At 60.3% G+C, this 24,978-nt stretch carries 19 protein-coding genes; 11 read left to right on the forward strand and 8 right to left on the reverse strand.

Going from position 1 to position 24,978, the window contains the following annotated elements; all coding sequences use genetic code 11:
• Positions 1-432 (reverse strand): radical SAM protein (locus QZ377_RS07680; protein WP_365854589.1); only part of this gene is annotated, 432 nt, incomplete at its 3' end.
• A 1-nt stretch (position 433) separates the two neighbouring features.
• On the reverse strand, positions 434-1,480 hold the full coding sequence (locus tag QZ377_RS07685; RefSeq protein ID WP_291440584.1) for a hypothetical protein: 1,047 nt from the start codon (positions 1,478-1,480) through the stop codon (positions 434-436).
• A gap of 578 nt (positions 1,481-2,058) precedes the next feature.
• On the opposite strand from QZ377_RS07685, the gene purM reads away from it, so the two are divergent.
• From purM to gmhB, 3 genes are all read left to right on the forward strand, one after another.
• Positions 2,059-3,126 carry a phosphoribosylformylglycinamidine cyclo-ligase gene (gene purM / locus QZ377_RS07690; protein WP_291440585.1) on the forward strand — a complete coding sequence of 356 codons (1,068 nt, stop codon included), beginning with the start codon at positions 2,059-2,061 and terminating at the stop codon, positions 3,124-3,126.
• Between the two features lie 178 nt (positions 3,127-3,304).
• Entirely contained in the window at positions 3,305-3,769 is a 465-nt protein-coding gene (locus QZ377_RS07695) for a YccF domain-containing protein (protein WP_291440586.1), read from the forward strand.
• Positions 3,770-3,811: 42 nt separating this feature from the next.
• Positions 3,812-4,417 (forward strand): D-glycero-beta-D-manno-heptose 1,7-bisphosphate 7-phosphatase, encoded by a 606-nt coding sequence (gene gmhB, locus QZ377_RS07700; protein WP_291440587.1) that lies wholly within the window; start codon positions 3,812-3,814, stop codon positions 4,415-4,417.
• 255 nt (positions 4,418-4,672) lie between these two features.
• Here gmhB and fliM read toward each other — a convergent pair whose 3' ends face one another.
• Positions 4,673-5,653 carry a flagellar motor switch protein FliM gene (gene fliM, locus QZ377_RS07705; protein WP_291440588.1) on the reverse strand — a complete coding sequence of 327 codons (981 nt, stop codon included), beginning with the start codon at positions 5,651-5,653 and terminating at the stop codon, positions 4,673-4,675.
• A 183-nt stretch (positions 5,654-5,836) separates the two neighbouring features.
• Between fliM and QZ377_RS07710 the strand changes: the two genes are divergently transcribed.
• From QZ377_RS07710 to QZ377_RS07735, 6 genes are all read left to right on the forward strand, one after another.
• On the forward strand, positions 5,837-7,777 hold the full coding sequence (locus QZ377_RS07710) for an ASKHA domain-containing protein (RefSeq protein WP_291440589.1): 1,941 nt from the start codon (positions 5,837-5,839) through the stop codon (positions 7,775-7,777).
• The gene (locus QZ377_RS07715; RefSeq protein WP_291440590.1) at positions 7,778-9,775 is read left to right on the forward strand and encodes a small ribosomal subunit Rsm22 family protein; all 1,998 of its coding nucleotides are present in this window, start codon (positions 7,778-7,780) and stop codon (positions 9,773-9,775) included.
• A gap of 443 nt (positions 9,776-10,218) precedes the next feature.
• Positions 10,219-12,564, forward strand: coding sequence for a vitamin B12-dependent ribonucleotide reductase (locus QZ377_RS07720; RefSeq protein ID WP_291440591.1), 2,346 nt, complete (start codon positions 10,219-10,221; stop codon positions 12,562-12,564).
• Between the two features lie 197 nt (positions 12,565-12,761).
• Entirely contained in the window at positions 12,762-13,268 is a 507-nt protein-coding gene (locus QZ377_RS07725; RefSeq protein WP_291440592.1) for a metal-dependent hydrolase, read from the forward strand.
• Between the two features lie 296 nt (positions 13,269-13,564).
• A complete protein-coding gene (cfa, locus tag QZ377_RS07730) occupies positions 13,565-14,677 on the forward strand; it encodes a cyclopropane fatty acyl phospholipid synthase (protein ID WP_291440593.1) in 1,113 nt (370 codons plus the stop codon).
• A gap of 118 nt (positions 14,678-14,795) precedes the next feature.
• Complete coding sequence (locus QZ377_RS07735; protein WP_291440594.1) at positions 14,796-15,584, forward strand: hypothetical protein; 789 nt, start codon at positions 14,796-14,798, stop codon at positions 15,582-15,584.
• A gap of 133 nt (positions 15,585-15,717) precedes the next feature.
• Here the strand turns inward: QZ377_RS07735 and hcp are convergent, their stop codons facing one another.
• The 5 genes from hcp to QZ377_RS07760 all read right to left on the reverse strand — a co-directional run bounded on the left by hcp (position 15,718) and on the right by QZ377_RS07760 (position 20,761).
• Positions 15,718-17,343: a hydroxylamine reductase gene (gene hcp / locus QZ377_RS07740; protein ID WP_291440622.1), complete on the reverse strand. Its 1,626-nt coding sequence runs from the start codon at positions 17,341-17,343 to the stop codon at positions 15,718-15,720.
• A gap of 151 nt (positions 17,344-17,494) precedes the next feature.
• Positions 17,495-17,836: a cupin domain-containing protein gene (locus QZ377_RS07745; RefSeq protein ID WP_291440595.1), complete on the reverse strand. Its 342-nt coding sequence runs from the start codon at positions 17,834-17,836 to the stop codon at positions 17,495-17,497.
• Positions 17,837-17,901: 65 nt separating this feature from the next.
• On the reverse strand, positions 17,902-18,591 hold the full coding sequence (locus QZ377_RS07750) for a Crp/Fnr family transcriptional regulator (protein WP_291440596.1): 690 nt from the start codon (positions 18,589-18,591) through the stop codon (positions 17,902-17,904).
• Positions 18,592-18,742: 151 nt separating this feature from the next.
• A complete protein-coding gene (locus tag QZ377_RS07755) occupies positions 18,743-20,293 on the reverse strand; it encodes a polysaccharide biosynthesis/export family protein (protein ID WP_291440597.1) in 1,551 nt (516 codons plus the stop codon).
• Between the two features lie 84 nt (positions 20,294-20,377).
• Positions 20,378-20,761 carry a DVU3141 family protein gene (locus tag QZ377_RS07760; protein WP_291440598.1) on the reverse strand — a complete coding sequence of 128 codons (384 nt, stop codon included), beginning with the start codon at positions 20,759-20,761 and terminating at the stop codon, positions 20,378-20,380.
• A gap of 318 nt (positions 20,762-21,079) precedes the next feature.
• Between QZ377_RS07760 and QZ377_RS07765 the strand changes: the two genes are divergently transcribed.
• Positions 21,080-22,105, forward strand: coding sequence for a molybdopterin-binding protein (locus QZ377_RS07765; RefSeq protein ID WP_291440599.1), 1,026 nt, complete (start codon positions 21,080-21,082; stop codon positions 22,103-22,105).
• A gap of 142 nt (positions 22,106-22,247) precedes the next feature.
• Positions 22,248-24,971 carry a molybdopterin-dependent aldehyde oxidoreductase gene (locus QZ377_RS07770; RefSeq protein ID WP_291440600.1) on the forward strand — a complete coding sequence of 908 codons (2,724 nt, stop codon included), beginning with the start codon at positions 22,248-22,250 and terminating at the stop codon, positions 24,969-24,971.
• Positions 24,972-24,978: the final 7 nt, after the last annotated feature.

The raw sequence follows: 24,978 nt of genomic DNA on the forward strand, positions 1-24,978 counted from the left end.
GGTTTCGTAAACCAGTTCAAAAAAGACCGTAGGCTCGTTGTAGGTAAAAGCCATGCTGCGGGCGCGGTTTTCCTGAGCCAGCAGAATCAGGTCTTCGGGCGTGGCACGCCTGCCGGGAACGACTCCGCTGGCGGGTATGTGCGCAATACCGCTGTTTTGGCAAAACTTGCAGGAAAAGTTGCAGCCTACGCTGCCTATGGAAAAAGTCCGGCTGCCCGGAAGAAAGTGGTAGAGCGGTTTTTTTTCCACCGGGTCCAGATTCACGGCGGTAACCACATCGCGTACCACCGAGACAAGTTCACCATTGATATTGGCCCGCACGCCGCACAGGCCCTTGGCCCCTTTTTTGAGGCGGCAGCCGTGCGCGCACAGGCGGCATAGCACGCTGCCCTGATCCTGGCCTGCGAGAGGCTGCCAGAGTTGTGTCTGCATGTCAGCGTTCCTCCGTGCCGGAACCGGGTGGGTATATGCTGCTGAATGGCATGGAACGGGGCGTGTCGCCTTGTTCCGGCGCGGGTTGTACGCTGTTTTGCCGTGGTGCCGCCGGGGGAAAATCTGCGGGCGGCCCAAAGGATTGCGGCGTGCCTGCTGCGTCCGGCGGCGTGCCTTCCTGCCGCCAGTCCTGCTCGTCGGCAAGAGCGTCAGCCTGTTCGTTGGCCTGCTGATTGAGGGTGGGGGGAGCATATTGCGGCGGAGAGTTCTGAGGGGGCAGCCCGTCGTTGCCCTGTCTGTAGCCCCGGTCATATCCCTGTTCGTAGCCTCGATTGTAGCCTTGCCCGAAACCCTGATCATAACCCCGGTCATACCCCTGATTGCCGTAATTGCCGCTCGGCTGAGCCGCGCCGCCAGGCCAGGTTGGGCTGCCGGGTTGCGGGTTGCTGTTGAAATAGGGGTCCTGCTGCCAGTTGTAGCCGGGGCCGCCTGTCTGGGGGCCGGGCCGCTGGTGCGGATATGCGGGGCGCCCGCCGCCCGGACCGGGCCGGTGTTCCGGGCGTTGGCCGCCATAATGCGGCCCCGTATTCGGCCCCGGGTATGCGCCCGGATGCTGTCCCGGATGTGAGCCGGGACGGGGCTTGCCGGGTGAGGGCTTGCCCGGACCAGGCATACCCGGGTACGGGCCACCGGGCAGAGGGATACCCGGCGTAACGCCGCCCCATTGTCCGCCCGTTCCGTAGCTGCCGTCAGGGGATACCCACGGGGTTACGTAGATGGAGCCGTTCCACTGTTCGGGCTGCGGTGGTGGCGGTGGCGGCGTTACCGAAGTAATGATGTCTCCGTTGCTGTCGCGCCATGTATGGGTATGGCCCCGGCGTTCCAGACCTTCCGCTTCAAGATCCCGCGTACCCCATACCTGCGCGCCGCCCTGCTGGCCGGGCGGGGGGATGTACTTTTCCTGTCCGGCCGCCAGGGGCGCGCCCGGTCGTAAGGCCCACAGGCAGCAAGATGCGCACAGCAGGCATATGGCAGCGATATTTTTCATGGTTGTCCTCACTTGGAGCACATCTATGGAAAGGGACCTCCGGCGCGGCCTTGCTGCTGGCAGAAGGCGACCGCACGGTTGCCCAGCGAGTGCTTCCGGAACAGATACTAGCAAAATTTATGCCTTATGCCACGCCGGTAAAACCTGGCATCCGGCGGAAGGGCGGCGGCTTTTCACGGTGCGCATGCCGGTATTCCCGCTGCCTGAATCTGGAATGGCGCGGTGCAGGCGGTATTTTGGCGCTAGCCACGTTGCCAGTCTAGCAATGCCGGGCCTGACGGTCCATAAAGAAGCTGGAACTGGCGGGATTTTTTGCCGGAGGTCGCTCGTCTGAACTGATGAAGCCCGGTGAGACAGCTTTTTTCAGGAGGTACATTTTTTTATGTGGAGAGGGCCGTACTGGCAGAAAAGCTGTGCTACAGCGCCGCGTTGGGCCTGAAGACGGGCAAGAATATCCGGCAACGGCAGGGGCGCGGCACAGGTTGGCAGGCGTGAGGTACTGCTGCGATCATGCAAAAAAGTCGCTTGGGCTTTACGGCAAAATCTGCTAAAGAACCGCAATCCAAAGGAGGCTACGGATGTCCAGCGATCGCGCGAAGGCCTATACTCAGGCAGGCGTTGACATTGAGGCGGGAAACACCCTTGTGTCGCGCATCAAATCTATGGTGCAGAGCACCCAGACCCGGGGCGTCATTTCAGACATAGGCGGCTTTGGCGGCCTTTTCCGTCCCGATCTCAGCGGCATGAGCGAGCCTGTGCTGGTTTCTTCCACCGATGGTGTGGGCACCAAGCTCAAGCTGGCTTTCGCCTTTGACAAACACGATACCGTGGGCATCGACCTGGTGGCCATGAGCGTGAACGATATTCTTGTTCAGGGAGCCACCCCCCTGTTCTTTCTTGACTATTTTGCCACTGGCAAGCTGGACGTGGACACGGCGCAGACCGTCATCGGCGGCGTGGCCGAAGGCTGCCGCCAGTCCGACTGCGCCCTGCTGGGCGGCGAAACAGCGGAAATGCCCGACATGTACGCCCCCGGCGAGTATGATCTGGCCGGTTTTTGCGTAGGCATTGTGGACAACGCCAAGCTTATTGACGGCTCAAGCATTCAGGTGGGCGACCACATAGTGGGTATTGCCTCTTCGGGCCTGCATTCCAACGGCTATTCCCTGGCCCGCAAGGTGCTGGAAAAGAGCGGCCTTGCCCCCGATGATGCCTTTCCCGGCGCGGACGGCGCCACCGTGCGCGATGTTATGCTTGCGCCCACCATTATTTATGTGGATGCCGTACGCTCCCTCTTGCGCGACCTTAACGTGAAGGGCATGGCCCACATCACGGGCGGCGGCTTTTATGACAATATCCCCCGCGTTCTGCCTGCGCAGGTGGAGGCCCGCATCAACTTCGGCAGTTGGCAGATGGCTCCGGTTTTCAAATGGCTCAAGGAAACGGGTGACCTTTCCTGGCCTGAAATCCTGCAGATATTCAACGGCGGCATAGGCTATGTGCTGGTGCTCCCCCCTGACCAGAGCGAAGAAGCCATCAGCCGTATTCAGGCGTTCAACCTGCGCGCCTGGCATATCGGTGATGTGGCCCGCCGCGGCAAGAATGACGCGGGCGGCGAAAATGAACAGGTTATTGTAAACTTCTGATTTTCGGCGCATCAGTTTTCAGCCGCCCCGGGCGGCCAAAGCCCGTCTGCGCCGGTTTCGCGGGCGGGCTGTTTTTATGTCGTATGGCCGGGACATGCCGATGGACGAAAATCTTGCGTCCCGTGTTCCTTTGCGTGTGCGGTGCTACTCTGGCGTCTGCCGCCGGACTGGGGGAAACATGAACAGTACCTTGGGCTGCCTTGGCAATGCTCTGTGGTTCATACTCGGCGGCTTTGTCATGGGCCTTGTGTGGTGGATGTTCGGCGTGCTCTGTTTTATTTCCATCATCGGCATTCCCTGGGGCCGTGCCTGCTTTGTCATGGGCAACTTCACCTTCTTCCCTTTCGGCAAAATGCCCGTTTCGCGCGAGGTGCTCACCGGGCAGCCCGATGTGGGAACCGGCGTGCTGGGTACGGTGGGCAACATCCTGTGGCTCATCTTTGCGGGCATATGGATAGCCCTCGGGCATCTGGTGTCTGCAGCGGCTTGCGCCGTGACCATTATCGGCATTCCCTTTGCATGGCAGCACGTCAAGCTGGCGGCCCTGGCCCTTTGCCCCATAGGCAAGACCGTTGTACCCGCTGCGGTGGCCCAGGCTGCGGAAGAAGCCGCCACCCTGCACGGTTACCAAAAGCAGAAATAGCGCCGGGCTGCGACAGAGCACAGCAGGGGCAGGAGTAGAATCATGACGGAAAAAACGGCGTTGCGCCGGGCCATTTTTCTTGACCGCGACGGAACCCTGAACAGGGATACGGGCTATGTGCATCGCAAGGAAGACTGGCAATGGCTGCCCGGCGTACCCGAGGCGCTCAAGCGTCTGCGCGCCGTGGGCTATGTGCTGGTGGTGGTGAGCAATCAGTCGGGCATTGCGCGGGGCATGTTTGACCATGACGCCCTGAAGCGCCTGGAAGAATGGATCAATGCCGACCTGGCGGCCAAAAATGCCGCCATTGATGCATGGTACTATTGCCCGCACCTGCCTGAAATTACCGGCCCATGCCAGTGCCGCAAGCCGGAGCCCGGGCTTATTCTTCAGGCTGCCCGTGACCTGAACCTGGACCTTGCCAGTTCGTGGATGATCGGCGATCGCGTGCGCGACGTGCGTGCCGGCCTGGCGGCGGGCTGCCGCAGTATTCTGCTGCATCCTGAAAGCGGCGGGTATGAAAATGACGAGGACGTGCCGGACGGTGTGTCCGTAGCGCCGCATCTGCCTGCGGCGGGGGTGCACATTCTGGCTCCGCGCATGCGTGAGCTGCGCGCAGCCCGTCTGCTGGAAAAAATGAAGGAATGAGTCGGCAAGGCTGGCCTGCCTTGTGGCAAGCCGGTGGGGCGAAATGCCAAGGCCCGCCACGGCAGGCGCTGCCGGATGGCAGCCTGCCCGGTCGGCTGGGTATGGTGTGCGGTACTGTTTTCTGACGGTTGCCGGGCGGGCGGCAAAGCCGCCGGGGCGCAGGGGCTGTTCATGCCCGGCCCGTCTGTGCCAGCCCCGTCTGTGCCAGCCCCGTTTGTGCCAGTGTCGGCTGCGCAGGTTGCCGTGCTTTTGTGATCAGGTGTACTGTGGCTCGTTTTCTTTGATAATCTGAAATGATTTCATGGCCTTGATTGTTCCTGCGATACCCTGGTACTTGCATACGCCCGCCACGGTGCAGTCGAGCATATCTTCCTCATCCTTATCCAGCACCAGAACATCGCCCACCTGCATGCGCAGAAGCTGATTGCCCGTAATAGTGGTCTTGCCGAAGCACACCTTGAGCTCAACCGGTGTTTCCATGAGGCGTTCTTTAAGGCGCGCCACCCAGGCATGGTCCACCTCAAGCCGCTCAGTCTGAAAGCTGGCGTGCAGTTTGGAACGGATGGGTTCAATGGTGGCGTAGGGCAGGCAGATGATCATGGAGCCGAGGGCCGTGTCCAGTTCTACCTCAAAAGTGATGACCACCACCACATCGCTGGGCGGTACAATGGCCGCGAACTGCGGATTGATTTCGCTGCGTACCAGCTCCAGTTTGACATCGTGCACGGGCCGCCAGGATTCTTCCATATTGTCCAGGGCAATTTTGACGATCTTGTCCACCACGGCCTGTTCAATGCGGGTAAACTCGCGTCCTTCCACCTTGGGCTGGGAGCCTGCGCCGCCGAAAACGCTTTCCACAAGGGCGAAGACCAGGCGTGAGTCCACCACCATGATGGCGTTGCCGCGCAGGGGATCCATCTTGAAGATGTTGATGGAGGTGGGGACGGGCAGGGAGCGCATGAATTCGCCGAACTTGGTCATATCAATGGATATGGGGTTCAGCTCCACGCGTTTGCGCACAGAGTTGGAAAGTGCGTTGGTGCACAGCCGGGCAAAACGGTCGTTGACGATTTCGAGCACGGGCATGCGCCCGCGTATGATGCGGTCCTGATTGGCAAGGTCAAAGGCTACTATGCCGGAATCGTCCTCCGGCACTTCTACCTCGCTCTCGATTTCGCCGCCTGAAAGCCCGCGCAGCAGGGCATCCACTTCATCTTGCGCCAAAACTTTGTTCATGCCAGCCTCGACAAACATCCTGTGATGGTTCTTGGTATTCTTCGTCAGCAAGAGCAACCATGCAAGAAAAAGGCCATTTTGACAAGCTGTGGAATGCGCCCGCAGGACGGCAGGCTGTTCATATACGCCCTTTTTCTTGCCAACCAAGGCCCCTTGAGGCAGTCTACAGCCGGAGCAAAGCCCATGCTGTTACGAATATTTTCTGCCGCCTCCGGCAAGGCAAGCCCTGTGGAGGGCGCACCCGCGCCGCTTTTGGAGCTTGCGGCCGCACCGGGCGACAGCCTTTCGCGGGCCATCTGGCTTTCGGGGCTGCTGCCCCCCCTGCCGCTATGCGGAGGGCTTGGCCGCTGCGGGCGCTGCCGGGTGCGTTTTTTCAGTCCTGCGCCGTCGCCCCTGCCCGCTGAAGCGGAGGTTTTTTCCGTCTGGGAGCTGGAGCAGGGCTGGCGGCTGGCCTGCCGCCGTCAAGTGCCTGACGCCGCGCAACTGGATATTGCCCTGCCGCCGGAAAATCTTGCAGGGCATGCGGAGTTTTCGGCGAGGCCGGGCGGGGAATGCCCGCGGCCCGCGTCTGCACCCGCGGACGAAAAAGCGCTTTCGGCGTCTCCGGCAGCGCGTATCCCATTGGCGCTGGCCGTGGACCTTGGGACCACATCCGTGTACTGGCGGGCCGTGCGCCTGCCGGAAGCATGCGAAAAAAGCGATGGTTGCAGCCAGGATAGCCTGGTGGGGCAGAGTGAGGGCCTGCAAGGCGTGCTGCCCCGCGAGAGCCGCAATGGCCTGCCTGTCCGGCATGCTCCGTCCGGTACTGCTGCCGGAGAACACTGTGGTGCGCCGGAAGTTGTGGGGCAGGGGCGTTTTCTGAATCCGCAGGCCGGGGCCGGGGCTGATATCATGTCCCGTCTGGCCGTGGCGATGCACGAGCCGGGGCGCGCCGTGCTGTCCCGTCTTGCCCGGCAGAGTTTACTGCGGGTGGCGGACTCGCTTGAGCGCGATGGTGCGGGCCGCGTGGAGCGTTTGTGCGTGGCGGCCAATACGGCCATGACGGATATTTTTCTCGACCGCCCGGTGGATGGTCTGTGCGCAGCGCCCTACCGCCTTGGGCATCAGGGGCATGAGTGGGCGGACGTGCCTAGCTTTCCGCCCGTGTATATTCCCCCCTTGCCCGCGCCCTTTGTGGGGGGAGATGTGAGCGCGGGACTGGCGGCCCTGCTTGCCGCTGATGTGCCGCGCCCCTTTGTGCTGGCGGACCTTGGCACCAACGGCGAACTGGCTCTGGTGGATGGGGCTGGCGACCTTTTGCTTGCCAGTGTGCCTCTTGGTCCGGCTCTTGAGGGCATTGGCCCGCAGTGCGGTCAGCTTGCCGGACCGGGGGTGATCACGGATTTCAGCCTTGCGCCCACCGGGCTTGAAGCGCATTTTTTTATGCCGGAGCCGCACGCCGCGTCAAAGCCGGGGCCTGTGCCGGATGTTACGCCGTGGCCTGTGCCGCATGGCGGGCACTGCCCTTGCCCGGCCTGTCAGGCTGTGGCTGGCGAAGCCGGGCGGCTCGATCCGGCGGCAGGGGCTGTGTCTCCAGCGCGCGGCATCAGCGCCACGGGCTATGTGTCTTTGCTGGCGGTGCTGCTGCGTGCTGGTCTGCTGCGCGAAGATGGCGCATTTGTGCCGGCCCCGGCCATGCCGCTGGCCCGCAGGCTCGCTACCGCGCTGGAAGCCGGAAGCGGCAGCGGCGGAGCGCGCTTGCGCCTGCCTTACGGGCAGTGGCTGTGCGCTGCGGATGTGGAGGGACTGCTCAAGGTAAAGGCGGCCTTTGCCCTGGCCCTTGAGAGCCTGCTCGCGGCGGCGGGGCTTGCCCCGCAGGACGTAAGCGCCCTGTGCCTGGCCGGAGCCCTGGGAGAGCATGTACGGGCGCATGACCTGCAAACTATTGGCTTCATTTCGCCCTCCCTGGCCCCGCGCCTGCGCGCTGTGGGCAATGCCTCACTTGACGGCGCGGCGCTTCTGGCCGTGCACCCGCGTCAACGTGAGGAACTGGCCCGGCTCTGCGCCCGGGCCACTGTGCTTTCTCTTGTAGACGAAAAGAATTTTCACCAGAACTATTTGCGCCACATGCGCTTTGGAGCATAAATGTCAGATCAGAATAAAAAGAATCCCCGGCCGTCCCGTCCGCAACAGGACGAAAAAAAGCGGGGCAGAAGCGACAGGCCGTCGCATCCGGGAAAACCGGCGGGAACCGGGGCGGATAAAGCGGAGCGACGCAGACCGGGCAAGGACAAAACCGGTGGCCGCGGCGATCAGGGCAACCACAGTGATAAGGCGGGCAATGACCGTTCCCGGGGCGGCAGACCTGCCGGTCCGGGGAAGGGGAGTACGCCCGGCGGAACCGGTGCGGACAAGAAACGCGCCGGAAGACCGGCTCCCGGCGGCAAGCCCGGTGATGCCGGACGTGACGGGCGTGGTCGGCCTGGCCACAAAGGGCCGGATGACAGTCGTTCTGGCGGCAGGGGGGCGGACAGGCCATCCGGCAAGAGCAGGCAGGAGCATGCGTCCGGACGCGGCCTGCGTGATGCCCGTGATACTCGTGATGTGCGCGAAATTCGCGCCCCGCGCCGTGACGGCACATACGGAACCGCATGGCAGGGAGCCGAGGCCCTGTTTCCGCGCTTGACGGAAGAAGCGCGTCATATCCTTGAGCAGTTGCCGCAGGCCCTGTCGCGCGTATGGCCTTTGAGCAAGGCACACCGCCGTACCCTGCCAGACGACGTGGCCCATCTTTCGCGCCTGCTCACCACCGAGCGCGCCGCGCTGGACCGCCCGTACTGGAGTTCCCCGGCGTTCGTCAGCGCCTATCTGTATTACTTTTTGCCCTGGAACCTCGTTCGGCTCACCCGGCTGCTGTCGGCCATTCCGCTGCCCGATCCGCATCTTGCCGCGCCGCAGGATGGCAAGGCACTGCTGCTGGACGTGGGCTCAGGCCCGTTGACGCTGCCCCTGGCCTTGTGGCTGGCCCGGCCCCAATGGCGTCAGGCCCCCATTCAGGTGCTGGCGCTGGACAATTCGTCTCAGCCGCTGGAACTGGGGCGCGCCCTGCTTGAAGAGCTGGCCGGACTGACCTTTCATGAGCCGTGGGCCGTGCAGGTGGCCCGGGGCCAGATGGAGCATGCTGCCCGGCATGCCGCGCCCCTGCTGGCCGGGGGGCAGACGCGGCCCTGGCTTGTCAGCGCGGCCAATGTGCTTAATGAACTGCGCTTCGGCAAGCGCAGCGGACGGGGAAGCTCCCTTGAAGAGCGGCTCGGCCTGCTGGATGACGACGCGCCGGATGATTTCGGCAGCGCCGACGATATGGAAGATATGGGTGATGACGGATTTTCCGGGGGCGGCCATATTCTGCGGCCAGGCCGTTCACGCGGGCGCGAGGCCGTTGATGGCGAACGGCCTGAAGACTGCCGCCAGGAAAAACTGGTACGTTTTCTGGACTCTCTGGCGCCCCTGTTCCATAGCCGCTACGCGGCCCCGCAAGGCCCGGCCCTGCTCTTTGTGGAACCCGGCACGCGCCTTGGCGGCTCCACCATCATGGATTTACGGCAACTTGCTGTGGAAGGCGGGCTTACAGCGCTGGCTCCCTGCCCGCATCAGGCAGGCTGCCCGCTGTCCGGCGGACAGGGGGGGCGTACCTGGTGTCACTTCACTTTTGGCAGTGAAGGCGCGCCGCGCTGGCTTGAAGAGCTTTCTGCGGATTCCGGCCTTGCCAAGAGCGGCCTGAGTCTGGCGCCCCTGCTGCTTGCACCCGTATCCCCGGCAGAAGCCGCCCGTATGGCTCCCGAGGGGCCGCACGGGCCTGGCAGACCGCCGCGCTCGGGCGTCATGAAAGCCCGTGTACTCACGGCTCCCTTTGCCGTTCCCGGTCTGGCGGGGCGGGGGCGATACGCCTGTTCTGCCTGCGGCCTTTTGCTGCTGGAAGATGCCGACGGGCTGCCCTCCGGCCACATACTTGACGTGACCGTGGCCCCGGATGCGGCGCGTGATGCCAAAAGCGGCGCGCGCATTGTGCGGCGCCCCGGCACGCCATCGTCTGTGCAAGCTCCCCGGCGTGCGCAGGGCCGCAATGAAAGGGGCGGCAGGTAGGCCGCGTGCCTGAAGCGTTGCAACCCTAAAAACATGTCTTCCCAGCGGCGACGCGCCGCCTTTTGCGGCGTGCCGCCGTGCATGCAGCGCACGGCCTTTGTGGCGGACGTTCTTCTGTACCGCTGGCCGGGCAGCGGCTTGGCAGCGGTTTGGCAACCGTCAGGGTCGTAGCAAGGCAAGGTTGCGCCAGCTTTTATTATTCACGGTTTATCGTGCTCGCCCGCTTTTGCCGCCCCGCGTGACGCTGTAGGAAACGCGGGGCGGACTTTTGCCAGTCATTCTTTAATGATACGGTTTATCGTTATAAAAAACAATAAAAATCAAAGTGTTACATTGATGGTCTGGTTTGGCGACTTTTATTTGTTCCATAAGCGTGTATAGTAGCCGTTGGCCCGCAAGGCCGCTTTCGCCCATTGTAACTTCAAGAAAAGGTTACTGCTCCCATGCTTGCAATGCCCAAAAATCTGCCCCATCCGCAACTGAAGCCCAATACCGAAGTTGTTTTGCAAAAGCGCTATCTGCGTAAAAACCTTGACGGCAAAATCATCGAATCGCCGCGCGATCTTTTTTGGCGCGTGGCCACCACCATTGCCGCCCAGGAAAAAAGCTACAAAAATTCAAGCCGTAAGCCGGACCAGTTGGCCCGTGACTTTTACGACCTGATGACCAGTTGGAAATTTCTGCCCAATTCTCCCACCCTCATGAATGCCGGTACAGAGCTGGGCCAGCTTTCGGCCTGCTTTGTGCTGCCCGTGGGCGACTCCATTGAAGAGATTTTTGATGCCGTCAAATACGCCGCCATGATACACAAATCCGGCGGCGGCACGGGCTTTTCCTTTTCCCGCCTGCGGCCCAAAGACAGCCGTGTAGGCTCCACCGGGGGGGTGGCGTCCGGCCCGGTATCTTTTTTGCGCATTTTTAATACCGCCACTGAGCAGATAAAGCAGGGCGGCACACGGCGTGGGGCCAATATGGGCATCCTGCGGGTGGATCATCCGGATATTCTGGAATTCATCCGGGCCAAGGAGAAAGAAGGGGAGTTTAACAACTTCAATCTTTCCGTCGGCTTGACGGAATCTTTCATGCAGGCTGTGGAAAACGACGAGCAGTATGACCTTGTTTCGCCCAATAATGGCGAAGTCATGAAGCGCCTGCCCGCACGTGAAATTTTTGACCTGCTGGTGCGCAAGGCGTGGCAGTCCGGCGATCCGGGTATTGTTTTTCTGGACCGCATCAATCGCGACAACCCCACGCCTGACCAGGGCGACATCGAATCCACCAATCCTTGCGGCGAGCAGCCGCTTTTGCCCTTTGAGGCATGCAATCTGGGGTCCATCAATCTTTCCTGCTTCCATGTGCCGGGGCATGAGAACAGCGCTGACCCCGCTGCGGCCATTGACTGGGATGAACTGCGCCGCGTGGTGCATCTGTCTGTGCGTTTTCTTGACAATGTCATTGACGCTTCGCGCTTTCCGCTTGACCGCATTGGCGAAACCGTACGCAAAAACCGCAAGATCGGTCTGGGCGTTATGGGCTTTGCGGATATGCTTTTTCAGCTTGGCGTGGCCTATGATTCGCAGCAGGGCCTTGACCTTGGCGAGCGCATCATGGCTTTTGTGCAGGAGGAAGGACACAGGGCCTCGGCGGAACTGGCGCGGGAGCGCGGGCCTTTTCCGGCCTACGAATCTTCTGTGTTTGCCCGCAAAAAACTTGGGCCTTACCGCAACGCGACAGTAACTACCATTGCGCCCACGGGAACGCTGTCCATCATCGCGGGGTGCTCGTCCGGTGTGGAACCGCTTTTTGCCCTTTGCTTTACCCGTAATATTCTGGACGGCGAACGTCTGGTGGAGATCAATCCGCATTTTGAGGCAGCGCTGGAATCCGGCGGCCTGTTCAGCCATGAGTTGATGGATGCGGTAGTGGCCAAAGGCTCCATTCAGGATATGGAATATCTGCCCGCGCCGCTGCGCAAAACCTTTGTAACCGCTATGGATATTGCGCCCCAGTGGCATCTGCGCATGCAGGCGGCTTTTCAGCGGCATACGGATAATGCCGTGTCCAAGACCGTCAATCTGTCCAACAGCGCAACAGAGCAGGATATCCGCGAGATTTACTGGCTGGCCTATCAGGAAGGCTGCAAGGGCGTCACCGTGTACCGCGACGGCTGCAAGAGCATTCAGGTGCTGGCTACCGGCGAAGGGCAGAAAAAAATGGACGGTGGCTCCGCTGAAGCAGCGGACGGCAGCGCCCAGACCGGGCAAGCGTCCGAGCATGCAGCCGGTCAGGCTGGCGGGCATGCGGTTGCGGCAGACGGCCCCATTGCCGCCATGCCTTCACTGGTGCGCAAGCGCCCGGATGAGGTTCAGGGCTTCACCCGTAAGGTACAGACGGGTCTTGGGGCCATGTATCTTACTGTGAATGAGGTGGACGGCAGGCCGTTTGAAGTGTTCGCCACCATCGGCAAGTCCGGGCGTTCCATCACGGCCAAGGCGGAGGCCATCGGGCGGCTCGTGTCCCTTGCGTTGCGCTCCGGCGTGCATGTGCGTGACGTGGTGGCGCAGATCAAGGGCATCGGCGGTGAACACCCTGTATTTAGGGGCAAGGGGCTGCTGCTTTCCATACCCGATGCCATCGCCTGGGTACTGGAGCAGCGCTATCTCAAGGACGAAGTGGTGGATAATGTCAGCGATATTGCCGCCAGCCGTTGCCCGGACTGCGGCGAAAAACTGGTATTTCAGGAAGGCTGCCTCATTTGCCCGGCCTGCGGCTTTTCCCGTTGCGGGTAGAGCAATATTGCCTTGAAACTGCTCTTGCCTGCGGGAGCAGGTGATCACCGTTCAGGCGTAAACCGGCCTCAGCCGTTGCCCAGGGGTTTGCGACTGAGGCCGGCAGCCCTGTGTACTGGCGGCATTGCGTGCCGCAGTGAGCGCCGTGAACCTTTGAAATGCATATGCTCAAAGGTAAAAGGCGCTAAAGGATTTGCATGAAGTGGATAACACATCAGGCCACGGCCGTGGCCGCTGCTCTGGCACTGCACCTGCCTGCCGCCGGAGTGGCGGCGGCCTGTGCCGGAGCCGTGCTGCCCGATGTGCTGGACCAGCGCATGGCGGGTCTGGCCCCCACCCGGCGGGGAAGGCAGAAAATATTCAATGCCGTGCACCGGGGCAGCACCCACTGGTTTGGCTGGTGGCTGGCCCTGTGCGTGGCTGCCTTTGTTCTGCCTGCGGCCGAGCTTGGCCCCATAGGGCGTGATGTGCTGCTGGGCTTGGGCTTTGGCGGTTTAAGCCATGTGGCTCTGGACATGCTGACGCCTTCCGGGGTTCCGCTGACGCCGTTTTCGCGCAAGAACAGGGTTTCGCTCAAGCTCTGTTCCACAGGCAGCCTTGGGGAATACTGTTTTTTGGCCTGTGTGGTCGGGCTGACGTGGTGGTTTTACGGTGAAGACCTGCTGCACATGACACGCCACCTCGCGCGCATGAAAGTTTTGTAACCTGCACTGACAGCCTTGCCCGCCGGACATCCGGGCGCGGCGAACGCGCGGCCCTGCCGTGAACGTTCGCCGCGTTTTTTTATTGTATACACCCTGTGCACCGACGGCATGAAAGATGTTTTTACCTACTATCTATTAGGATATGAGAGGATGTTGTGTTTTTTAAAGTGCAGCAGTACCATAATTGGCATGTGAGGTTATATGGAGGGGTCTGACTTACGTAACTAGCAAGATTGTTTGCTTTCTGTAAGGGCTTGCGCATGTTTTTGCGTTAAGATCGATCAGGAGTATCAGTTATGTTTGAATCGGACATCAAAAAAATGCTTGCTTCAGTAGATGTGGAGATTGGCGGATCCCACCCATGGGATATTCAGGTTCATAACAGTAAACTTTACAGCCGTGTTCTGCGCTTCGCCAACCTGGGGCTGGGCGAGGCGTATATGGAAGGCTGGTGGGACTGCAAGGCCCTTGACCAGTTTTTTTACCGTGTTCTGCGGGGTGGCCTGGAAAAGCGCTTTCGGTTTACCCTGCCTGTTCTGATGGAGATCATTGCCTACTCATTCCGCAATCTGCAAAGCCCTGAGCGTGCGCGTATGGTGGCAGTGCACCACTATGATTTCGGCAATGATGTTTTTGAGGCCATGCTTGATCCGGCCATGCAGTACAGTTGTGCTTACTGGGAACATGCCGCGGATCTGGAAGAAGCACAGCGGCAGAAGATGGATATGATCTGCCGCAAGCTGCAATTGCAGCCGGGTATGAGTGTGCTGGACATAGGCTGTGGCTGGGGTGGGCTTGGGCGCTACATGGCGCGGGAATACGGCGTGCGGGTCACCGGAGTGACGGTTTCCAGGGCGCAGGCCGATTATGCACGGGAACATGACGAAGGCACGGACGCCCGCTGGCTGTTGCAGGACTACCGGACGCTCTCCGGCACGTTTGACCGCATTGTTTCTGTGGGTATGTTCGAGCATGTGGGCCGCAAGAATTATGCTGTTTATATGGATACCGTCCGCCGTCTTTTGTCAGCGGACGGCCTTTTTTTGCTGCATACCATAGGAGGAAACAAGGCGCGCCGTTGCGTGGACCCCTGGATTGAAAAGTATATTTTCAAAAACGGCATTCTGCCCAGCATTCATCTGGTAGGCAACTGTGTTGAAGGCCGTATGGTGATGGAAGACTGGGAAAATTTGGGTGCGTATTATGACAAGACCCTCATGTGCTGGGCAGAAAACTTCACCCGGGGCAGAGAAGAGAGGAGATTCCAGTGCAGCGAGGCGCAGAGCCGCATGTTTTTGTATTATCTGTTAAGCTGCGCCGGGGCATTCCGCGCCCGTGACCTGCAGTTATGGCAGATCGTTCTTTCGCCAGGAGGTGTTGAAGGAGGCTATAGACGGCCGAAGATATAGTCTTTTACAGGCCATGCCCGTCCTTGCCTTGCAGCGGGTAGAGCGTTATGGCTTCTGCTGCACGCCGTAACGCATGTTGCCGGGTACGGCGCCCGTTTCATCTTTCAGAGAGAGCGCCGTGGACCGTATTCTTATCTTCAAGCTGACGCTTACCCCCCTGCTTGTGCTTGCCTGCATGCTCATCACCCGTCGCTGGGGAACCTTTGCCGGGGGCGTGGCGGCAGGGCTGCCGGTGGTGTCTGGTCCGCTTTCTTTTTTTCTTACCCTTGAACAGGGAACGGCCTTTTCCGCCCAGGCATCCTATAATACCCTGCTCGGCATTGATGCCAACGGTCTGGCCGCTGTGGCCTATCCCTGGCTGGCCGTGCTTGGCCTGCCCTGGTATCTGGCCATTGTGCTTTCGCTGGGCATCTACGTTCTGGGCGGCTGGCTTGTACAGTTCTTGCCGCACTGGCCTCTGGGCGCGGTGGGGCTTTCCCTGCTTTCGCCGTTGCTTGTGCTGGTCTGCCTGCCCCGGCAAAAGGCGCGCGCCGTGCCACAGCCGCAGTCGCACCGCTGGCTCATGCTTGTGCAGATGGCTTTTGGCTCGCTGCTGGTCTACGTGGTCACTGAGGTGGCGCACCGGCTCGGGGCTGGCTGGAGCGGTATTCTTATGTTTTTTCCTGTCATGATCTGCGCAATGGTTCCTTTTATTCACACCACCCAGGGGCCTTGGGCTGTAGTACGCGTATATCGCGGGCTTATGGCGGGCTGGTTTGGCTGTATAGCCTTTTTTGCCATTGTTATGGCTCTTGTGGAAGTTACGCCCCTGTGGTTCTGCTATTTGGTGGCTGTGGCCGCAGCCTTGGGAGCCGGCGCCGCAGTGAGCATTATGCAAAGACGCCGCGCCGGAAGTGCGGCATCCTGAGAGCGCGCAGTTGCGGCATGATCGTCAGCAGATTTGAAATGTGCAGCATTTCAACGCCAATCTGCTCTGAAGAAATAAAAGGCGCGCACCGGAGTGCGCGCCTTCTGCGTGTTTGGGTGTGTTGCGGGAAGGATTAGCCGAAGAATGCCTTGAGGTCGTCCTGCGGGCTGGTGATGCCGCCGATGTTGAACTGTTCCACCAGCACCTTGGCCACGTTGGGCGAAAGGAAGGCGGGCAGCGTCGGTCCGAGGTGGATGTTCTTCACGCCGAGGCTCAGCAGGGCCAGCAGCACGATAACAGCCTTCTGTTCGTACCAGGCGATATTGTAGACGATGGGCAGGTCGTTGACGTCCTCAAGACCGAACACTTCCTTGAGCTTGAGGGCGATGACGGCCAGGGAGTAGGAGTCGTTGCACTGCCCGGCGTCGAGCACGCGCGGGATGCCGCCGATGTCGCCCAGGTTGAGCTTGTTGTAGCGATACTTGGCGCAACCAGCGGTAAGGATGACCGTGTCTTTGGGCAGGCCTTCGGCAAAGTCGGTGTAGTAGCTGCGGGACTTGGCGCGGCCGTCGCAGCCGGCCATGACCACGAACTTCTTGATGGCGCCGGACTTGACCGCGTCAATCACCTTGTCGGCCAGGGCCAGTACCTGATTGTGCGCGAAGCCACCGATGATTTCACCGGATTCAATTTCCGTAGGCGCGGGACAGGTTTTGGCATGGGCGATGATGGCGCTGAAGTCCTTGTGTTCGCCGATTTCACCGGGGATATGCTTGCAGCCCGTAAAGCCCACGATGCCGGTGGTGTACACGCGGTCCTTGTAGCTGTCTTTGGGCGGCACAAGGCAGTTGGTGGTCAGCAGCACGGGGCCGTTGAAGCTTTCAAATTCTTCTTTCTGCTTCCACCAGGCATTACCGTAGTTGCCCTTGAAGTGCGCGTACTTCTTGAAGGCGGGGTAGTAATGGGCGGGCAGCATTTCAGAGTGGGTGTACACGTCAACGCCCGTGCCTTCGGTCTGCTTGAGCAGCATTTCAAGGTCGCGCAGATCATGCCCGGAAATGAGGATACCGGGATTGCTGCCCACGCCAATGTTGACCTTGGTAATTTCGGGGTGACCGTAGGTGCCGGTATTGGCGGCATCCAGCAGGGCCATGGCCGATACGCCGAACTTGCCCGTTTCAAGGGTCAGACCCACAAGGTCGGCCACGCTCAGGCTGTCGTCCAGAGTTTTGGCAAGGGCTTCCTGCATGAAGGCGTCAAGGCTGTTTTCATGCTTGCCAAGCACATCCGCATGTTTGGCGTAGGCCGCCATGCCCTTGAGTCCAAAGGTGATGAGCCAGCGCAGGGAGCGCACATCATCATCGGTGGTTGCCATAACGCCCACGGTTCCGGCCTTGGCCAGCATGGCGGACTTTTCGGAGGCTTCCCACAGGGCGGCATCGCTGAGGCCGCTCTTGTCGGTAAGGGATGCGGCCAGTTCCTTTTTGGCGACACAGGTCATGCGCACGCGCTCGGTAAGGATGTCGTCGTCAAAGTTGGCATTGGTAATGGTGGCAAACAGGTTGCCGGTAACCAGACGGTCTATCCTGTGGTCAACGGCCTTGCCTTCGGCGCGCAGGCGCGTGGCGATCTGGCCGAGGCCCTTGGTTACATAGATCAGCGCATCCTGAAGGGCGGCTGTTTCAGGCTTTTTGCCGCACACGCCTACCTGGGTGCAGCCTTTGTTGCCCACGGTTTCCTGGCACTGATAGCAGAACATGGCATTACTCATGGTGTCTTGTCCTTATATGGCTCCGTTGCGGCGGAGGCTTGGGTGAAACCCGCAGCAGGCGGGCATCGGGGGATGAAAAACTGTTTACGACATGAAAAACTGTCCGGGCCGCCTTGTGCCACCGGTGGGCGGGCTGGCGTTATTCAGGCGGAAAAATGACAACCAGCAGCATCTTGAAGCGCTCCACAGCGCTGACGGAATGGGGCTGGCCCGCGGGCATGATGATGGACTCTCCGGCCTTGAGGGCGCTGGTCTGTCCGTTGATGGTCACTTGCCCCTGTCCTTCAAGGGCAAGCACAAAGGCATCGCCCGTGGAGGTGTGGGCGCTGATTTCTTCGCCCTTGTCAAAGGCGAAAAGGGTTATGCCCACGGCATCATTCTGAACAAGCGTCTTGCTGGTTACCTGGCCCGGCTGGCAGGCCACCTGCGCGGCCAGGGGCAGCGCGGTGGCGTAATCGAGATTCTTGAGCAGGCGTTGCATGGTTCCCTCCTTGCTTTTGATGATTCCTGTATACCAAGGGGGAGTGTGGACGTCCGTAACAATTGTTACGGAACAGAATAATCGTAAAATTCTTTCAGGCGGTCGGGGTGAGGCAGGGAGATAGTTTTTCCGTTGATGTGCAGCAGGTCTTCATCACGCATGGCTGCCAGCTCGCGTGAAAGTGAAGGCCGCGTGACACCCAGAAAATCGGCCATCTGTTCACGGTTCATGAGCAGATTCAGCGAGCCGTCAGGGTTGCGGTGTTCAAGCAGCAAAGAGGCGATCTTGCGGCGCAGGCTGCCCGATGAAAGCAGTGATACGCGGCGCGTCAGAAAAAAAGCCTTGCGGGCAAATACTGCAAGCATGTTGCGTATGATCTGCGAATGCATGCTACAGCGTTTCTCGCAGGTAGAATAGAAAAATTTTGCAGGTATGGCCAGTACATGCACGGGGCTTTCTGCCTGCACGCTACAGCCGTAGTTGGTTTGATCAAGAAAAACATAAACTTCGCCGAAGAGGTCGCCGGGGCGGTCGATACGGGCCATAACGGCGCGCCTGCCGTCGGCACTGTCGCGCCCTACGGAAACAGCGCCTTCCAGCAGAACAAAAAGCCGGGTGGGGGCGTCTGTTTCGCAAAAAATCATGCCCCCCTTGCCGTATTTTTCTTCCACCGCGCCGCTGCACCCCAGGCAAAGTTTTGCCTCATCCGGGCTCATGTGGGCAAAAAGGTCGCAATTTTTCAGGGCCTGGTTCATGCGTTCTTCCAGCGTCAGGGGTGGAGAAGCCGCCGGAAACGTTGCCAAGCGGCAGGGCCGTCCAGAGCAGTATACATAAAAACGGTAGCAATGCCTATGAGGGGCTGTTTCCAAATACGCATTCCTTGAAAACAGCCCCAGGGAATTTTTGTTACAGGCTAGGCAGCCCCAGCAGCACCCGGGCAGATACCGCCACCTGCATGAGCACCTGCGAAATGTCCTTGACGGCCTGCATGCTCTTGGATTCAACCTTGGGCAGTACCAGTATCTGGTCGCCGGGGGAGATGTCGCCCCCGCCCTGGGTTACAGAGCCGTTCTGGTGCATGACAAGAATCTTGCCGCTGTCGGCGCGGCTGGTCAGGCCGCCCGCGCCCTTGATATAGTCGTCGGCATCCTTCTTTCTGCCCCAGAGCATGGCCTGCGGCACCATAACCTCACCGCTCACCAGCACCACATCGCTCTTGGTGGGGATAACGATAACGTCGCCCTCCTCAAGGCTCAGGTCCGCCTTGTCCGGGCCGCCGTCCAGCACCACCACGCCTTCAGGCTCGACGGCTTTGGCGCGTTCCACGAACTTGGACACCATTTCGGCTTCCTTGGCGCGTATCTGCGCTTCCTCCGTGCTGGCCGACGAAGCGGTAAGTGCCGTTTCCTCAAGACGGCGCAGAGAATCGGCAATAGCTTTCTTTTGTCTGGCAGCCACGCTCTTGCGCTTGATGTACATGGCCTCAAGGTTGGCGCGTTCCGGTTCCACGGCGATAAAGTTTTTTACGTCCTGAAGGCGCGCCCCCTGACGTACGGGAAAGCGCGAAGCCCCGCGCACCGCTCCCTGCACTTCAATCATGATGGTATTGCCCGGCGCATCGGCAATAAACTGCACCTTGTCGCCGTCTTCAAGCTGGAGGGAGCGCAGGTCCTTGAGGGGCAGATAGGTGCTGTACGGCGCGCCGTTGCGGGTTCCGTTCAGGGCTATATGCGAAGCGCGTCCCTCGGGGTCGGCCAGATCCATAAGCGCGGCTCCGGTGGCCTGGCCCTTGGGAAATTCAAAAAGCGCGGGATTGCGCACCGCGCCGGTGGCCGTGATGGTGGGGCCTTTTTCGCCTACCACAAGGGTATCGCCTTCCTGCACGCGCACGGCGGGGAGCACGCCCTTGCGGGCAAAGGGATAGAGGTCGAGGCTGGTGACGGTTTTGCCGTCGCGCATGAGGCGGATGTCACGGTAGCTGCCGCGCACCGGGTCAAGCCCGCCCGCCTTGTCCAGAAAGCTGAGCAGGGGGTCGCTGGGGCCGCCGGTATAGCGCCCCGGACGGCTTACACCGCCCGTTACAAAAACGGACACGGGCCGTGCATCCAGCGGCGCTGCGTATATCTGCACATCAGCATGGCCGTTGGCGGCCAGTTTGCTGCGCAGGGCATCGGCCAGTTTATCGTAGGCCAGCCCGGCCACGGGCATGTCGCCCACTTCGGGCAGGTTCATATGCCCGTCCGGCCCAACAGCGAGGGTGCGGTCCACATTGAGGTCGCCGCCCCACAGGCGCACCACCACACGGTCACCGGGCGCAATAACCGCGCCTTCCTTGTTCTGGGCAAAGTTGCCTTGAAAAAGATTGGCCGCGTAGGGCTGTACAGTGTCGGCGGCATGAGCGGAGCCGCAAAGAGCCAGCAGCGTCAGAACGGCAAGAAGATATTTTTGTTGCAGCATGGTGTTTCAAAGTATGCGACGCGCGGTCTCGCGGCTGTGCCGCGCCGCGCGCCTGCTATGGTTTCGGAAGTTGGCCCCGTGCGATTACGGTTTGGAAATGCCCTGGCCCCATACTCTGGGGGCCATGGTCCAGCGGCCCTGGGCATCCTGGCAGATAACGACCACCTCGGCTTCTTTTTGTCCGGCCAGCACTGTGCCGCGCTTGCAGCTTTCGCCTTTGGCCGAAGTAAAGACTTCATCAACGCTTACATTAACGCCCTGTCCGAACTGCACATCGTCCAGCACGGTGGTCTGGCCGGGGGTGGAAATGATCATGAAGTTTTCCACGGGGCCTGGGGGCGTTTCTTCTCTTTGCGGGGTTTCGCCAAGGCCGCAGGCGGCCAGAGGCAGGGCAAGAAGGAGGGCGGCTGCCAAGGCCGCCAGACGGCTGATGCGCGGCGCGCGCGCGGGACAAAAAGCTGTGTTCATGCTGGCTCCTGGCGGGGGTAAACCGTAGCGCCATCATTGTCTGACGTAGTTGCGGTACAGTAGTTCTTCTCCCCTCCATCTCGCAGAGAATGTCTGCTCTGTCAATTGCTGCCGCTGCCGCTGCGGGCCGTAATAGTCACGCTTTTTGTTTAAATGGGGAAAATAAAAATCAAATGCCTGATATTACGTCAAGTTATCATGACCACACTTTATAAATCCCGAATTTTATTTTGCATTTCGTTGTGGGAATGTTACGCTAAGCACAATCTGGGTATCAGGTCATGCATCATCTGAGGAGCAACCATGGCGGAACTTTGTATGAAAGTCATACACGTTCATGATGCGGTAGGTAGTGTTCTTTGTCACGATATAACCAGAATTGTACCCGGCGAAAGCAAGGGGCCGGTATTTCGTAAAGGGCATATCGTGCGGCCCGAAGACATCAAGGTGCTGCTCGAAACAGGCAAGGAGCATCTTTATGTTTTTGAACCGCTTGCCGGCATGGTGCACGAAAATGACGCCGCTGCCCGCATTGTGGCGGCCACCGTGGGGGCCAACCTCATGGCCGGCGACCCCAAAGAGGGGCGCATCGACCTTGTAGCCGCTTGCGACGGGCTGTTGCGGATAGATGTGCCGGCCCTGAACAGGGTCAACAGTTTGGGCGAGATCACCATGGCCACCCTGCACGGCATGCAGTTTGTGACAAAAGGCCGCGCCGTGGCAGGGACCCGGGTGGTCCCTCTTATGATCGGCGAGGACAAGCTGCGATGTCTGGAAGCCGCTGTGAAACGGCCCGTCGTTGAGGTGCTGCCTCTTGCACGCGCCAGAGTGGGCGTGGTGACCACGGGCAGCGAGGTTTATTACGGACGCATCCGTGACGCTTTCGGCCCTGTGTTGCGCAAAAAATTTGCCGCTCTGGGCAGTACCGTCATGGGGCAGACCCTGACCAGCGACGAGGTGAGCATGACTGCCTCGGCCATCGCGGATTTTTTACATCAGGGCGCGGACATGATTGTGGTTACGGGCGGCATGTCTGTTGATCCCGATGACCGCACACCTGCGGCCATACGCGCCTCGGGTGCGCAAATTCTCTGCTATGGCGCGCCGGTATATCCGGGCGCCATGTTTCTTTTGGCCTATGCGGAAGGCCCCGGCGGCCGCGTGCCGGTACTGGGGCTGCCGGGTTGCGTCATGTACCACAAGGCCAGCATTTTTGACCTTATTGTGCCGCGTCTGCTGGCCGGGGTCGAAGTTACGGCTGAAGACATAGCCGCTCTGGGACACGGTGGTTTTTGCGCCAGTTGCCCGGAGTGCGCTTATCCCGTTTGCCCGTTCGGCAAGTAGAGGTGTGCTCGTACCGGTATCATAGTCAACGTGTCAGGATTCCTGCGGCGTCTTGCGGCGCGCGCAGGAAAATTGCGGCCTTGAGCGCGGATATCCCGCGTCGGCATATATCCAGGTACTTACCATAGCAAAGGAGTCGCGCATGGAAACCAAAACCCTCATAGTCAACGGCATGGCCCGGCGCCTGCTGGTCAGTCCCAATGATCTTCTGGTAGACGTGCTGCGCAGCCAGTTGCAGCTCACCAGCGTAAAGGTGGGCTGCGGCAAGGGCCAGTGCGGTGCATGCACGGTTATTCTGGACGGCAAGGTGGTGCGGGCCTGCATCATCAAAATGAGCCGGGTAGCTGAAAATGCTTCGGTCACCACGCTTGAAGGCATAGGCGCCCCCGACTGTCTGCATCCGCTGCAACATGCGTGGATTCAGCACGGCGCGGCGCAGTGCGGTTTTTGTACGCCCGGCTTCATTGTTTCGGCCAAGGCTCTGCTGGACGAAAATGCCGCTCCCAGCCGCGAAGATGTGCGCGACTGGTTCCAGAAGCATCACAACATCTGTCGCTGTACGGGCTACAAGCCCCTCGTGGACGCCGTCATGGACGCGGCCGCCATACTGCGCGGCGAAAAAACTGTTGAAGACATCAGCTTCAAGATGCCCGCAGATGGCCGCATCTGGGGCAGCAGTATTCCGCGTCCCAGCGCCGTTGCCAAGGTGACGGGTCTGGCCGAGTTCGGCGCGGACGCCGCCCTGCGCATGCCGGAAAATACCCTGCATCTGGCTCTTGCCCAGGCCAAGGTATCGCATGCCCTTATCAGGGGTATTGATACGTCCGAAGCCGAAAAAATGCCCGGCGTGTACAAGGTGCTGACCCATAAGGACGTGAAGGGCAAAAACCGCATTACAGGGCTTATCACCTTCCCCACCAACAAGGGGGACGGCTGGGAACGGCCTATTCTTAATGACAGCAAAATATTCCAGTATGGCGATGCCCTCGCCATCGTTTGCGCAGATTCCGAGGCCAACGCCCGCGCCGCCGCTGAAAAGGTCAAATTTGACCTGGAGCTTCTGCCCGAATACATGAGCGCGCCGGAAGCTATGGCCCCGGATGCCATTGAAATTCACCCCGGTACACCCAACGTCTATTACGACCAGCTTGAAGAAAAAGGCGAAGACACGGCCCCGTTCTTTAATGATTCTGCCAACGTGGTTGCCGAAGGCAGCTACTATACCCAGCGCCAGCCCCATCTGCCCATCGAGCCTGACGTGGGCTACGGCTATATCAACGAGCAGGGGCAGGTGGTCATCCACTCCAAGTCTGTAGCCATTCATCTGCACGCCCTCATGATCGCTCCCGGTCTTGGTCTGGAATTTCCCAAGGATCTTGTGCTGGTGCAGAACACCACGGGCGGCACGTTCGGCTACAAGTTCAGCCCCACTATGGAAGCGCTGGTGGGCGTGGCTGTTATGGCTACCGGCCGCCCCTGCCACCTGCGCTACAACTACGAGCAGCAGCAGAATTACACCGGCAAGCGTTCGCCTTTCTGGACCACCATGCGCTATGCGGCCGACAAGCAGGGCAAGATTCTCGCTATGGAAACGGACTGGAGCGTGGACCACGGCCCCTATTCCGAATTCGGCGACCTGCTGACCCTGCGCGGCGCGCAGTATATCGGCGCGGGCTACGGCATTGCCAATATACGCGGCACGGGGCGCACTGTGGCTACCAACCACTGCTGGGGCGCGGCCTTCCGGGGTTACGGCGCGCCGGAGTCGGAGTTCCCTTCTGAAGTGCTCATGGATGAACTGGCCGAAAAACTTGGCATGGATCCCTTTGAGCTGCGCGCTCTCAACTGCTACAGAGAGGGCGATACCACTCCTTCGGGGCAGATTCCTGAAGTCATGAGCCTGCCTGAAATGTTTGATAAAATGCGTCCCTATTACGAAGAATCCAAAAAGCGCGTCAAAGAGCGTTCCACGGCCGAAACCAAGCGCGGCGTGGGTGTTGCCCTTGGTGTGTACGGTGCCGGTCTGGACGGGCCGGATACCTCCGAAGCCTGGGTGGAACTTAATGACGACGGCAGCGTGACCCTGGGCAACTCGTGGGAAGACCACGGCCAGGGCGCTGACGCAGGCAGCCTGGGTACGGCCCATGAAGCCCTGCGCCCCCTGGGCATCACGCCTGAGAACATCCATCTGGTCATGAACGACACCAGCAAGACCCCCAACTCCGGCCCTGCGGGTGGTTCACGCTCGCAAGTTGTCACGGGCAACGCCATCCGCGTGGCTTGCGAAATGCTCATTGAGGGCATGCGCAAGCCCGGCGGCGGTTTCTTCACGCCCGCAGAAATGAAGGCCGAAGGCCGCCCCATGCGCTATGACGGCAAGTGGACCGCCCCGGCCAAGGATTGTGACGCCAAGGGCCAGGGTTCGCCCTTTGCCTGCTACATGTACGGGCTTTTCCTCACCGAAGTGGCGGTGGAAGTGGCCACGGGCAAAACCACGGTGGAAAAGATGGTCTGCGTGGCCGACATCGGCAAGATCTGCAACAAGCTTGTGGTGGACGGCCAGATTTACGGCGGCCTCGCCCAGGGGGTGGGTCTGGCCCTCAGTGAAGACTACGAAGACCTCAAGAAGCACAGCACCATGGGTGGAGCGGGCATTCCCTCCATCAAGATGATTCCTGACGACATCGAGATCGTCTATGTGGAAACACCCCGCAATGATGGTCCTTTCGGCGCTTCGGGCGTGGGCGAAATGCCCCTTACCGCGCCGCATGCGGCCATCATCAACGGCATCTACAATGCCTGCGGCGCGCGCGTCCGGCATCTGCCCGCGCGTCCCGAAAAAGTCTTGGAGGCCATGCCCAGGTAAGATAGGT

Source organism: Desulfovibrio sp. (assembly GCF_019424165.1).
In the GTDB taxonomy this organism is placed as follows: Bacteria; Desulfobacterota; Desulfovibrionia; order Desulfovibrionales; family Desulfovibrionaceae; genus Desulfovibrio.

Bases quoted from the DNA above. Each gene is read 5' to 3' on its own strand.
- hcp (WP_291440622.1), bottom strand. From the start codon at position 17,343: ATGTTCTGCTATCAGTGCCAGGAAACCGTGGGCAACAAAGGCTGCACC.
- gmhB (WP_291440587.1), top strand. From the start codon at position 3,812: ATGACGGAAAAAACGGCGTTGCGCCGGGCCATTTTTCTTGACCGCGAC.
- QZ377_RS07755 (WP_291440597.1), bottom strand. From the start codon at position 20,293: ATGCTGCAACAAAAATATCTTCTTGCCGTTCTGACGCTGCTGGCTCTT.
- purM (WP_291440585.1), top strand. From the start codon at position 2,059: ATGTCCAGCGATCGCGCGAAGGCCTATACTCAGGCAGGCGTTGACATT.
- QZ377_RS07745 (WP_291440595.1), bottom strand. From the start codon at position 17,836: ATGCAACGCCTGCTCAAGAATCTCGATTACGCCACCGCGCTGCCCCTG.
- cfa (WP_291440593.1), top strand. From the start codon at position 13,565: ATGTTTGAATCGGACATCAAAAAAATGCTTGCTTCAGTAGATGTGGAG.
- QZ377_RS07685 (WP_291440584.1), bottom strand. From the start codon at position 1,480: ATGAAAAATATCGCTGCCATATGCCTGCTGTGCGCATCTTGCTGCCTG.
- QZ377_RS07695 (WP_291440586.1), top strand. From the start codon at position 3,305: ATGAACAGTACCTTGGGCTGCCTTGGCAATGCTCTGTGGTTCATACTC.
- QZ377_RS07765 (WP_291440599.1), top strand. From the start codon at position 21,080: ATGAAAGTCATACACGTTCATGATGCGGTAGGTAGTGTTCTTTGTCAC.
- QZ377_RS07725 (WP_291440592.1), top strand. From the start codon at position 12,762: ATGAAGTGGATAACACATCAGGCCACGGCCGTGGCCGCTGCTCTGGCA.
- QZ377_RS07715 (WP_291440590.1), top strand. From the start codon at position 7,778: ATGTCAGATCAGAATAAAAAGAATCCCCGGCCGTCCCGTCCGCAACAG.
- QZ377_RS07720 (WP_291440591.1), top strand. From the start codon at position 10,219: ATGCTTGCAATGCCCAAAAATCTGCCCCATCCGCAACTGAAGCCCAAT.
- QZ377_RS07710 (WP_291440589.1), top strand. From the start codon at position 5,837: ATGCTGTTACGAATATTTTCTGCCGCCTCCGGCAAGGCAAGCCCTGTG.
- QZ377_RS07770 (WP_291440600.1), top strand. From the start codon at position 22,248: ATGGAAACCAAAACCCTCATAGTCAACGGCATGGCCCGGCGCCTGCTG.
- fliM (WP_291440588.1), bottom strand. From the start codon at position 5,653: ATGAACAAAGTTTTGGCGCAAGATGAAGTGGATGCCCTGCTGCGCGGG.
- QZ377_RS07750 (WP_291440596.1), bottom strand. From the start codon at position 18,591: ATGAACCAGGCCCTGAAAAATTGCGACCTTTTTGCCCACATGAGCCCG.
- QZ377_RS07760 (WP_291440598.1), bottom strand. From the start codon at position 20,761: ATGAACACAGCTTTTTGTCCCGCGCGCGCGCCGCGCATCAGCCGTCTG.